The sequence below is a fragment of the Sporomusa sp. 246TCP1 genome, from assembly GCF_057319775.1.
Genome location: NZ_CM170492.1, coordinates 2805977 through 2817874, shown reverse-complemented (window position 1 = coordinate 2817874; position 11898 = coordinate 2805977). Strand labels below are relative to the sequence as shown.

At 43.4% G+C, this 11898-nt stretch carries 9 protein-coding genes; 6 read left to right on the top strand and 3 right to left on the bottom strand.

What is annotated here, in order from left to right; translation table 11 throughout:
- A complete protein-coding gene (locus tag AC1ECB_RS13075; RefSeq protein ID WP_485669091.1) occupies positions 1–945 on the top strand; it encodes an ABC transporter permease in 945 nt (314 codons plus the stop codon).
- A gap of 132 nt (positions 946–1077) precedes the next feature.
- On the opposite strand, the gene AC1ECB_RS13070 is transcribed toward AC1ECB_RS13075, so the two are convergent.
- Positions 1078–1776, bottom strand: coding sequence for a Crp/Fnr family transcriptional regulator (locus tag AC1ECB_RS13070; RefSeq protein WP_485669090.1), 699 nt, complete (start codon positions 1774–1776; stop codon positions 1078–1080).
- A gap of 254 nt (positions 1777–2030) precedes the next feature.
- On the opposite strand from AC1ECB_RS13070, the gene AC1ECB_RS13065 reads away from it, so the two are divergent.
- The 4 genes from AC1ECB_RS13065 (at position 2031) to tsaA (ending at position 5856) form a co-directional block, all read left to right on the top strand.
- Positions 2031–3146, top strand: a complete 1116-nt coding sequence (locus AC1ECB_RS13065) for an ABC transporter substrate-binding protein (protein WP_485669089.1) — start codon at positions 2031–2033, stop codon at positions 3144–3146.
- Between the two features lie 460 nt (positions 3147–3606).
- Positions 3607–4293, top strand: a complete 687-nt coding sequence (locus tag AC1ECB_RS13060; protein ID WP_485669088.1) for a GTP-binding protein — start codon at positions 3607–3609, stop codon at positions 4291–4293.
- A gap of 38 nt (positions 4294–4331) precedes the next feature.
- Positions 4332–5330, top strand: a complete 999-nt coding sequence (locus AC1ECB_RS13055; RefSeq protein WP_485669087.1) for an ATP-binding cassette domain-containing protein — start codon at positions 4332–4334, stop codon at positions 5328–5330.
- A gap of 43 nt (positions 5331–5373) precedes the next feature.
- Entirely contained in the window at positions 5374–5856 is a 483-nt protein-coding gene (tsaA, locus tag AC1ECB_RS13050; protein ID WP_485669086.1) for a tRNA (N6-threonylcarbamoyladenosine(37)-N6)-methyltransferase TrmO, read from the top strand.
- A gap of 26 nt (positions 5857–5882) precedes the next feature.
- Here the strand turns inward: tsaA and AC1ECB_RS13045 are convergent, their stop codons facing one another.
- Both AC1ECB_RS13045 and AC1ECB_RS13040 read right to left on the bottom strand, forming a co-directional pair.
- Positions 5883–6908, bottom strand: a complete 1026-nt coding sequence (locus AC1ECB_RS13045; RefSeq protein WP_485669085.1) for a TRAP transporter substrate-binding protein — start codon at positions 6906–6908, stop codon at positions 5883–5885.
- 27 nt (positions 6909–6935) lie between these two features.
- Positions 6936–10025, bottom strand: coding sequence for a bifunctional diguanylate cyclase/phosphodiesterase (locus AC1ECB_RS13040; RefSeq protein WP_485669084.1), 3090 nt, complete (start codon positions 10023–10025; stop codon positions 6936–6938).
- Positions 10026–10646: 621 nt separating this feature from the next.
- Here AC1ECB_RS13040 and AC1ECB_RS13035 point away from each other — a divergent pair.
- Entirely contained in the window at positions 10647–11891 is a 1245-nt protein-coding gene (locus AC1ECB_RS13035; protein WP_485669083.1) for an MFS transporter, read from the top strand.
- Positions 11892–11898: the final 7 nt, after the last annotated feature.

The following is an 11898-nucleotide window of genomic DNA, read 5'->3' as shown; positions in this document are numbered from 1 at the left end:
TTGTGGCAGGTTTTGCAGCAGATTTCACCTTATGCAATTGCGTTTGCCATTCCTTTGCTTATTACTGCGATTGGCGGTTTATATTGTGAGCGCAGTGGGGTGGTTAATATTGGGCTGGAAGGCTTAATGGTTATCGGTTCTTTTACTGCAGCTATCACAATCTCAGTTTTGCAGCCGGTTATGCATAGTCAGGCTCTCTGGCTGGGGCTTTTGGCGGCAGTGCTGGCGGGCGCGCTTTTTTCCCTGTTGCATGCGTTTGCCAGCATTAGTTTACAGGCTAATCAGGTAATTAGTGGAACGGCTGTCAATATGATTGCCGGTGCGCTTACTGTGTTTATTGCCCGTAATATGACAGGCAGCGGCAACATCCAGATTAGCCCATTTACCCGGTTTGATATACCGGTACTTAGTGATGTGCCACTGATCGGAAAATTGTTATTCACCAATACCTACGCGACAACCTGGCTTACGCTGTTTATATTGACAGTAACTTATTTTGTCTTATATAAGACTGTTTTTGGACTGCGTCTTAGAGCTTGTGGGGAACATCCGCAGGCCGTTGATTCGGCAGGGATTAATGTGCAGTTGATACGTTATCTGGCGGTCATTATATCAGGTGCCTGTGCCGGGTTGGGTGGTGCTATTGTCCTGACAACCTATTCAGGTGAGTTTAATGGCACAGTATTTGGTTTAGGTTTTTTAGCTTTGGCGGCACTGATTTTCGGACAATGGAAACCGCTTGGTATTTTAGGGGCTACCTTTTTTTTCGGTTTTGCCAGTACGATAGCGACATCTGCACAGGCTATTCCAGCTTTGGCGCATATACCGGGCTTAGTACTTAAAACATTCCCGTATATTGTAACGCTGATTGTACTTGTTTTATTTTCTAAAACAACACAACCTCCGCGTGCGTCCGGGGAACCCTTTGAGCAGGGAAAACGTTAGTGATTGTAGGAGAGATGTTAATTTGATATAAAAGTAGGGCTGTGAAAAAACTTAGAAATAAGTTTTCTCACAGCCCCTTTTGACGTAGGGGTTGCTTAGTGCGTCTTGAAAGCGCTGCCTACGGATAGGTGATTAAGTTTCTTCTAAGATCAGTTTTAATAAATCTACGTTGTGGAGAGTGACAGATGAGCGATGACAGTCGATAATACCTTCATCTCTCATGCGACCGATTTCTCTGGACATAGCGGGGCGGGAAACATACAAATAGTCAGCCAAATTATTGCGGTTTAGCGGCAGTGTAAAAGTATTTTTACCTGTGATTTTATACTGTTCCAGAAAATACATGCAGATTTTTTTTCGTAAACCTTTGATTGCAATATAATCCAGTTTGCGATGTAGACGAAAGTCTTTTGTTGCCATACGAGTTATGATGTTTTGCAATATCTTTTCACGATTTAAACAAGAATTTTCGCATTTATTGACAAGTTTATCACGTGGCAAAAATATTACGGTACAGCTTTTTTCTGCAATTATTGAAATTGGCCAAATTGTTTTCCTGGAAAAGATAGCTCTTAGACCGAAGTCTTCCCCTTTTTTCAGCACTTTTATTAGCATGCGCTTTCCTAGCAGGTTTTCTTTAATTATAGATGCTGTGCCGTTGATTAGTAGCCCCATATCAGTTATGTTATCGCCTTGAGCAATGATGTAAGATTTCGCGGAATAATTTATGATTTTTGGTTTAAGACAGGCAAACATTATGGTTAGTGCATCGGAAGAAATACCGGAAAACATGGGTGATTCCGAAAGAAATTTGTATAAATTTTCTTGCAAGAATACCACAACCTTCTTTGTTTTGTAACCGTGGATACTGACATTTTTTCTATTGCTGGATATAATTATGAAGTAATAACAGTTTACAACATAAACAAACACAAACAAATAATGATAATAGATTATGTTTTTTATATTCAATTATATTCGTATGTGTAAAAGTTTGCAAGTTATATATATATTAATCAATTTTTAGATTATAAATAGCTATAATTGATATAAAATAACTGACTGACGACAAGGAGGAGTATCTAATGCTAAAAAGATCATGCCTATTATTTGTGGTAACTTTGCTGATGCTTTTATTGACAGCGTGCGGAAAAGAAGTGGTTTTTCAAGAAAATAAAGGATCAGCAATGGAAGTGAACGACATGGTCGGGAGAAAGGTGACCATTCCCCTGGAAGTAAAAAAAGTCTTTACAACTAATCCTATCGGTACAATTCTGGTATATTCTATTAATCCTGATAAGCTTGCGGGATTAAATAATATGCCGCTGACAGCCGGAGAAGTAAAATATATTAGTAGGCAATACCTTGATTTGCCAACATTAGGAGGAGGCTATGGTGAGGGAGGGACAATATCCAAGGCGAATTACGAAACAATATTACAAGCTAGCCCAAACGTTATTATTTCTACCTCGGTGACAAACGAAGACAATTCTGCTGCTGTATTGTTTGCGGATAGAACACAAAACCAGATAAATATACCAGTAGTAGTATTTGATGGGTCTCTTGCTAATATTGGCAAAACTTATGACTTTATCGGTACTGTTATTGGCGATAAGGAGCGGGCGAAAGAACTGGGAGATTATTGCGAAAAAACGATTGCGGAAGTTAAGGCAATTGTTGAAAAAATACCCCAGAATAAATTGGCGCGGGTTTATATTGCTCAAGGAACAAATGGGTTGACAACCAATCATTCCGGTTCAGTGCATACCGAAGTGCTGGATTTTGTTCGGGGCATTAATGTGGTCCAAGTTCCGCTGAATGCAGGTCCTGGTCAGGCTGTAGTATCATTGGAAAAAGTGATGATCTGGGATCCGGATGTTATTATTGTAGGTTATGAAAAAAGTTTAGAGAGTGTTGGTGGGCTTCGTGGCTACATAATGAACAACGATGAGTGGAAAAACATCAAAGCGGTTAAAACCGGACAGGTTTACGAAATTCCGTCCAATCCGTTCAATTGGCTTGACAAACCACCATCTGTCAACCGAATTTTGGCTGTTAAGTGGCTGGCAAACCTGCTTTATCCGGAATATGTAAAACTGGATATTAAGGCAGAGACAAAAGAATTTTATCAGCGCTTTTATCATTATCAGCTATCTGATCAAGAGGTGGATGAAGTATTGAGAAATGCATTGCGGGAATAGTTGGATTCACTATGTTGTTTTATGTTTTATTTTGTGATATTGTATTTTAGATAGAGTGAACTCGTTTCAGCAAAGCTGAAACATCAGAGGTTCAGGTGGAGAGTCAAATCCACTTGAACAAACGCCGCCTATAGAGGTGGGAGTCTTAACTCGTATGCTAAGATAAATAGAGTGAAAACGCTAGATTTACAATTCGATTTCAAATTGTAAATCTAACCTATTGGACGTTGGCGAGCCCTCAGGTATAACTAGAAAGATTAGTTATATCATTCTGAAAAGGAGTGCGGTATGGACAGGATAGCAAAACTATAAGCACATCTTTTTGTTAGCCAAACTCTTCATTAGTTTGGCTAATTTTATTACTTTATGGTTCAAAACCTATAGCTGACAGGGCAAGGCGCACGGTGCAGATCCGGCAAGGAAAGTTTAAAAATACAGAGTATGTAACGGTGGTGTAATTATGCAGTTAATTACTGTATCCGGTCCGCCTTCTGCAGGGAAAACGGCAGCGATTGCCAAGATTGCTGAAGTTTTGCAGCAGGATAAAATGAAAGTGGCGGTTGTGAAATTTGATTGTTTATCGACTAAGGATCAGGAATTTTATCAAAAAAAGGGTATAGTTGCCAGGACTGGACTGTCAGGCAATATTTGTCCAGACCATTTTTTTGTCAGCAATATTGAAGATTGTGTAGCATGGGCAAACCGGAAAGACTTTGCGATGTTGATTAGTGAAAGCGCCGGACTATGTAACCGTTGTTCGCCGCATATCCGCGGGGCGCTGGCAGTATGTGTGATTGATAATTTGAGTGGCGTTGAAACCCCGCGAAAAATTGGGCCAATGCTAAAACTGGCTGATATTGTTGTGATTACCAAAGGGGACATTGTCTCGCAAGGGGAACGGGAGGTCTTTGCTTTTCGCGTCAAACAGGCCAATCCCCGGGCAGTAATTGTTCATCTTAATGGCATTACCGGGCAAGGAGCTCAGGAAGCCAAAGAATTATTTTGTAAGGCCGCTGAGTTTGAAAGTCTTATTGGCAGTCAACTGCGTTTTTCCATGCCGGCTGCCACTTGTTCGTACTGTTTGGGGCAGGTTCGTATTGGCGAGGACTTCCAAATGGGTAATGTGAAAAAAATGGAGTTAGACTGAGAAGGGACTGGGTCTAAGTGTGGGAAAAGCTATTTTCTATGACTATGCAAGAATTATTTACTGCCTATCCGTATGCGGCTGATTTTTTTCAAGCCTTACCATTGCCGGTTAAATCGTTTGACCGGGTTTGTAATTATTTTTCAAGTATGGACGAAGAAACTTCCCAGGATTTAGGGATGGATCAGCAGGTTCTTATCGAACAATTTGTCGCTTTTATGACTCAGATGCAGCAACTGCAGGTTGAGGAGGAGGCAGTCAAATCGGTTACTATTGTTGGTGGACAAGACAAAGACGGTCAGAGTGAAAATATAGTATTAACAATTAATGCCGGTGAAGTTATTTGCATCGTGGGACCAACAGGGTCGGGGAAGAGCTGTTTGCTGGCAGATATTGAGTGGATTGCTCAACGGGATACACCGACAAAACGAAAGATACTGATCAATAATCAGATTCCGGATGTCAAACGCCGCTTTTCTATAGAACATAAGCTGGTTGCTCAACTTTCGCAGAATATGAATTTCATTATGGATTTGACGGTTGAGGAATTTGTTCAGATGCATGCCGAAAGCCGAATGGTGGAAAATGCGGCGGAAATTTGTGCTAGCATTATTGCGAAAGCCAACGAATTAGCTGGCGAGAAGTTTTTGCCAGCTACGCCGGTTACCTCATTAAGCGGCGGTCAGTCCCGTTCCCTGATGATTGCTGATGCGGCCTATTTGAGCAAATCGCCGATTATCCTAATTGATGAAATTGAGAATGCCGGAATTGACCGCCAAAACGCGATCCGGCTTTTGGTTGACAGACAAAAAATTGTATTGATGGCTACTCACGACCCGATTTTGGCCTTAATGGGCGATAAGCGGCTGGTGATCAAAAACGGTGGAATAAAGAAGGTCATTGTGACTTCAGAACAAGAACGCCATAATTTGGTCTTGCTGGAGAAATTGGACCGTCAACTATCCGCAATCCGGGATATATTGCGTAACGGAGGGTGCATTGATCTAATACCGGCCGAACCGGGGGTGACAATTTGTTAACTGCGGCTATGCCGCCAAGACATCAAAAAGACGTAGAGGTGAAATGATGATCTATTATAAACCAATTGGCGTCATTCAGTCGCCGTTTAAAGAGCCAAAAGGAACGCCTATCCAACCCACGGCGGCACGGGATGTAGAAGGTATCATTGAAGTATATCCTGACTATCGGGAGGGATTGAAAGATATTGAAGGATTTTCACATCTGATCCTTCTTTATCACCTGCATCTGGTAAAGGAGTCTGGTTTATTGGTTAAGCCATTTCTGGGCGATGAACTGCATGGCATCTTTGCTACACGATCACCGGGAAGGCCAAACTCCATTGGTTTTTCAGTAGTGCGTCTCATCAACGTGGAAGGAAATAAACTATGTATCAGGGATGTAGATATTGTAGATGGAACTCCTCTTTTGGATATAAAGCCTTATGTAGCTGAATTTGATGCCCGGCAAGATGTAAAAGCCGGCTGGTTTGAGCAGAATATGCATAAGCTTGCGACAACAAGAGATGATGGGAGATTTGCAAAATAGTATGATATAAGGCCTTTTCATCTTTGTTACTGGCGTAGTGCATCAATTCGTTCGAAGAGGTGGCGTGCTTGCTGGCCAAGACGTTTGCTGTAGATTTCACGTAAGGGAAAGGCTTTTGCGGCAAATTCTTCGGGGTGGTCAATTTCGTTGATTTGTATGCCTTTTTCTTTTAGGTGTTCAAGAAGTTTGACTTCTTCTCTGGCGGCTAGTTCTCGTTCGTAGTCCTGTGCTTCTCGGGCTGCTTCCATGATTAGCTGCTGCTCGGAGGGGGATAATTTTCGCCAAGTTTTTTCGCTGATCAGAAGTACCTGTATAAATAACTGATGATTGGTGAGGGAGAGATATTTTTGAACTTCATAAAACTTATTGTAGAAAATCAGGGAAACAGGATTTTCTTGTCCCTCTGCTACACCATGCTGTAAGGCGCTATACACTTCACTAAAAGGCAAAGGAATTGGCCAAGCTCCGAGGGTTTTGAAGCCTTCAAGGCTGGCTTCGCTTTGGGGAACCCGGAGGCGCAGTCTCTTCAGATCGGTAGGCGTACGTATGGGGTTGCGGTTATTGGTGATTTGGCGGGAGCCGGCGTCAAAGTAACATAAGACACGCAGCCCTTCCGCCTGCAGTTTTTGGTCGATTTCGTGTCCGATAGGTCCATCGAAGACGCGCAGCTCATGGGCTTTGTCTTGATAGAGGTAAGGCAAATCAAAAATGCCCATAAGCGGTTCATATATGCTTAAAAATCCAACAGAGGTGGTGCCCATGTCAATAGTGCCCATACGCATACTTTCATTGCGGTCACGCATGTTCCCAAGTTGGGCATTTTCATATACCTGGATTTCTAAAGCGCCATTAGATTTTTCTTTTAGCAGCTCAGCCAGCTTTTGCGCGCCCCTGCTTTCAGGTGCATTTGGCGAAGTATCTGTTCCTAGACGCAATACTGTTTTTCCGTTTGCAGTTCCAACTAGCTGATTGGTGTTGGTACAGCCACCAAAGAAAGAGATCAACAAGAGAAGTGGGACCAGACAAAGGGTCCACATTTTTTTTTGCAGCACTTCGGGGCCTCCTCTGCAGCGATTTAGCTAATTATGATCATCGCAGGAATTGTGGGTAGAGTGAGCCTGTAAGAATGTTATGGCGTTTTGTATGGACAGAGGTTGGCTGAAGAAATACCCTTGTACCAGATCGCAGCCGCAGACACGGAGAAAATCCAGTTGTTCCTGGCGCTCCACTCCTTCGGCAACCACATTCATTTTCAGGTTTTGGGCAAAACGGATAAGCGAATCAACCAGAGTGTTGTCTTTGCCGGGGATGTTGTCAATAAAGGACTTGTCAATTTTTAATGTTTTTACAGGGAAGAGGCGTAAGTGGGTCAACGAGGAATAACCGGTGCCGAAATCATCCAAGGCCAGGCTGACCCCCAGGTCTTTCAGTTTATGGAGTTTGGAACAGCTCTCATCTAGGGCGGTTAACAAGGCGCTTTCGGTAATTTCCAGTTCCAGTTGGCTTGGAAGAATCGGCGTGGTGTGGAGAAGCTGTCTGATCATGCCAACAAAATGATCGTCAGCCAGTTGCTTGGGAGATAGATTAACGGCAATCCGTATATCGTCATAGCCTAACTTAGAGAGTGTCTGGATGAATTGGCAGGCTTGGGATAAAATCCACTCGCCAATGGGGATAATCAGCTGACTTTGTTCGGCAAGGGGAATAAAACGTCCTGGTGGAACACAACCATGTTCCGTGCTATGCCAGCGCAGCAGTGCCTCAAAGGCAATTAGACGATCGTCTTTGAGGGAAAGCTGTGGTTGATAGACTAGGGATAACTCGTTATTTTCCAAAGCGTGCCGCAGACTATTGGTCAACCGCAATTTTTCCTGGGCGTCGCTCAGCATGGCCGGGTCGAAGAAACGCCAACAGTTGCGTCCGGCTGCTTTAGCGGCGTACATGGCATTGTCTGATTTCTTTAACAGTTCTTCTACTGTGGTACCATCATGGGGATAGGAGGCAATGCCAATGCTGCCGGAGATGCGTACGTTTGTTGCAGCAAGGGGATAGTCCTGACAGAGATTTTCTACTAAACGCTCGGCAATTTTTGCGAGTTGCTGTACATCGGTGTAGTTCGTAACAAGCACAATGAATTCATCGCCTCCTAGACGGGCAATGAATGCGTTGGAACCTGCCATTGTTTGGACAAGTTTTTCACCTGCGGCGATAATTACAGTATCGCCAGCAAAGTGCCCAAAGTTGTCATTGATACTTTTGAGGTCATCTAAGTCTACGAAAAATAAGGCACAGCTTCTTATTGAGGCATCGGGAAGCTGTATTTCCTCTTCCAGGCGGGTCAGCAAGCAGGCTCTATTAGGCAATCCGGTTAAAGCATCTCGAAAAGCAATGCGGCTGAGTTGCTCATGGAGCTGTTTTCGCTGAACCAGTTCCAACTGCAAATCTTCCTTTAGTTTCGCAGCCTGAAAGGCAAGAGCAGACAGATCGGCGTATTGCTGCAGCATCTCCAGAGCATCTGGTTCCATGGGATGGACAGTGTGCAGCCAGATTAAAGTCAAACAGCCAATGATTTTATCATTTGTTGGTTTTAGGGGAACCATAATAGCTGTGCTGATGTCTTGCCAATATATGTCACGCAGGCGGTTAGGGAAAGATTGATAGTCTTCTGTATATTGCAGGCGGCCCGTAGCCAGCAATAAAGGGCAAAGACCGCCAGTAGTCGATAGAAACTGCCCCGGAAAGGGTGTATGCGACCCACGAATATAGCGTGTTTGCAGGCGTCCGTCTTCCAGAAAGGCGATATAGCCATTAGCAGCATCGGTTAATTGTAAGGCGCTGTTCAGCATGGTCTGCATTTGTACGTCCAAAGCAGCCGTATTATCTGTAAAGAGCTGCACCATGGCGCGATGCTGCAGTTCGCGCAGCCGTAGCTTTCCTTCAGTGGTCTGACGTATTTGGATTTCCTGTTGCATATGTTCATTGCTGTGATGCAATTCGTCTGTAACTGCAAGCAGCTCTTCATTTATAGCGAGGAGCTCTTCGTTAGCTGCAGTCAATTTAACTTCGGCATGGCTTCTTTCGGTTACTTCTACTTGCAGAGCTGTATTTGAATCATGCAATTGCAGTGTGCTTAAATCCACTGCACGGCTTTGTCGCAGCAGCAGCGCTGCAAGCCCGGAGAAAATTAAAAAGGATAGAAGAATATGGGTGATTGCGGCATTGCGCAACGGTGCCAGGGCCAGAGTTTTATTCTGCACCGTTAGGATGGCCCAGGAAGCGGCATAACCAGGCAGGTGGATAGGGGCATAACTGCAAAGAATGGTATTTCCTTCGAGGTCCTGGTATTCAGTATTACCCTGGATTCCATCCAAAGCCTGCGCGGAAGCCTGCATCAATCCTTGGGGCAACGTAATGGGCTGATATGCCAACTTGTATTCGAAAGTATTTAACAACAGAACTTTTCCAGCAGCATCGCGTGCTACAAGCGTTTTCTGACCGGTTTTGTAATTATAATGTTCTTTGATTTGCTGAGAATCCGGATGGACGATGACAGTTCCAGTCTCGTCAAGGACATAGGTGTAGCGTTCGTCACCGCGGTAAAACTGGCCCACGCGTTCCTGGATCTCGTCTACACGCAACAAGGCGGCCATGACGGCGATTAAGGTATCGTCTTCATCCTGCGTAATCGGGAAGAAGAGACCGATTACGGTAGCGGGGATCTGCATATCGCTGCTGAAAGAGTAAAAAGAAGGACTAACAAAGGGCTGCTGCTCCTGCAGCAGCCGGCGAAACCACCAGCGGTCTGGGCGTGTAGTGGGGATACCGCGTACGCGGACGGTTTGCAGGCCGTCCGCTGCTCGTTGGATGATTAGGTTTTCAAAAAAACCATGTTGTGAAAAACGATTTAGGAGAAATAGCTGTTGTTCCTGGACCTTCATACTTCTTACTTCCTGAGCTTGGGCCATTTCCGCGCCGACTTGATAGGCCATTTCTAGGAAGGAGGAAATGCTAAGAGCAACTGTTTCGGAATAAACAGTGTTTTCTTCAGTGAGGCGTTTATAATATGATGTGGATAGGAGATAATAATTAACTGTGTTAAAGAGTAGGAAAGCAAACAAGCCTAGAATGATAATTCGGAGGGAAAAGCGCATACTGTTGCGTTGTATCATGGAGTACCTCCTGTTTACGTCCTTGAGCACAATAGCAACATGATGCTGTTGCGGAAAACGCTAAAAGCAATAATTTGTACTTGGATTTAGTGTACAGTAATTACTATTGAGGTTGTTATTATCCAGATATCACAGTATAAGACAAACTTTTTGCGCAGAATCAACAATATGTAATTAATAATTCTTCCTATTACTGGGGGAATCCTTTTTTGATTCAAAAATCATTAGGGTGCTAGCGGTTACTTGATGTCCATATTATAATTGCGGAAAAGCATCTATTCACGCAGATGCTTTTTTTTGTCTATTATACTAAGGAAATACCAATATTATCGTGATTTCTTAATCAGTATAGTGGATGGACTATTGAAAATCTAGGGATTAGTATGCCACTTCTTTAAAAACACTTTAAACTTTTCTGAAAAGCATTATGGTAAAATACGTCTAGAACAAACAAGTCATAAAACACTCGATTTAAGTCTTTAAATGAAAGAAAAGCATGAAAATTAAAGGTTTTTTTGCAAAAGTATGGAATTTCAAGGTAATATAAGACCTTGTAGATTTTGCAGGAGATGGATTATGGTAGGAAGCAAATGATGTGTGTAGCACGGGAAGGAGTAATCAATGGTAGAAAAAAACGGAATTATTTCTCAACACCCTCTGGTTTTATTCAGGGACTTTCGTATGCTTTTTCTGGGCCGAATTATTTCCGCTATCGGAGATAAATTTTTTACTATTGCACTTGCCTGGTGGGTGGTTTCGTATGGCGGGGAAAACAGTAAGCTCCACTTGGCTTTACTGATGGCCAGCAATGTAATAGGAGTGGTAGTGTTTGCCCCGTGGATGGGAAACATGGCTGATAAATTCAATAAAAAACATTGCATGATGGCCGCGGATGCCGCTCGGTTTAGCATTTTAGCACTACTCTCTTATTTTTTTTACCAAGAAGAATTTAACTTGCTCTTTTTATATTTTTGTTGCTTTGCTATTGCAGCGTTTGTTCCTCTGTTTGAAGCTGCTGCCAGCAGTTCCCTGGGACTGCTAACTGATACCAAAAGCCTGCCGGGGGCGGTGGCTATTGACTCTTCTATTTTAGGACTGTCCAATGTTTTAGGGGCTGCAGTCGGCGGAATTGTTTTGGCGGCTATCGGAACTTTGGGAGCCTTTATGGGGAATGGATTTACCTTCCTGCTTTCTTTTTGCTTTATCTGGGCTATTCGTACCAATTTAGAACCTTCCACTAGTTCGCGGCCGGAAAGTCAGCAAGGAAAGATGGGGGAAATTATTGCTTACTTAGTGAAGAAGCCTGCCATCGGCATTTTAGCACTGAGCTTATGTATTATTAATTTTTTTTCGGCTCCTTTACTATTATTTATTCCGATGGTCGTTAAATTTCTGCTACAGTACTCTGTTGGCTGGGTGGCCGCTATGGAAGGAGCGCTAGCTTTAGGAGCAGTGATGGCCACGCTTATACTGAGTTGTTTTCCCAGGCTGAATCGGGGTAGTATTTATCCAAAATTTTTTTTGGGCGTGCTAACTATGGGGGCTATGGCTTTAATAATGGCTTGGGTCCCCAACGGGTTGGCAATTACTGGCGCTCTTTTTGTTTTCGGTATTGCGATGGGTTTGGTTAATACTACGCTGCAGGCTACGTTCCAGCAAATTGTTCCTAATGAAATAAAAGGACGGTTTTTTGCTCTTGCCGGTGCGGCTAGTTTCGCGCTTGTGCCACTGGCTTATGTATGTAATGGTTTAGTTTCACAGTATTTTCCGCTTCCGTGGGTTATAACAGCTAACGGCATAGCCCTAATGATTACGTCGACAGCATTTTTATTCATACCGCAGGTAGCAGAAGACGCGCATGAATGACTGTAGA

Bases quoted from the DNA above. Each gene is read 5' to 3' on its own strand.
- AC1ECB_RS13065 (WP_485669089.1), top strand. From the start codon at position 2,031: ATGCTAAAAAGATCATGCCTATTATTTGTGGTAACTTTGCTGATGCTT.
- AC1ECB_RS13060 (WP_485669088.1), top strand. From the start codon at position 3,607: ATGCAGTTAATTACTGTATCCGGTCCGCCTTCTGCAGGGAAAACGGCA.
- AC1ECB_RS13055 (WP_485669087.1), top strand. From the start codon at position 4,332: ATGACTATGCAAGAATTATTTACTGCCTATCCGTATGCGGCTGATTTT.
- tsaA (WP_485669086.1), top strand. From the start codon at position 5,374: ATGATGATCTATTATAAACCAATTGGCGTCATTCAGTCGCCGTTTAAA.
- AC1ECB_RS13040 (WP_485669084.1), bottom strand. From the start codon at position 10,025: ATGATACAACGCAACAGTATGCGCTTTTCCCTCCGAATTATCATTCTA.
- AC1ECB_RS13035 (WP_485669083.1), top strand. From the start codon at position 10,647: ATGGTAGAAAAAAACGGAATTATTTCTCAACACCCTCTGGTTTTATTC.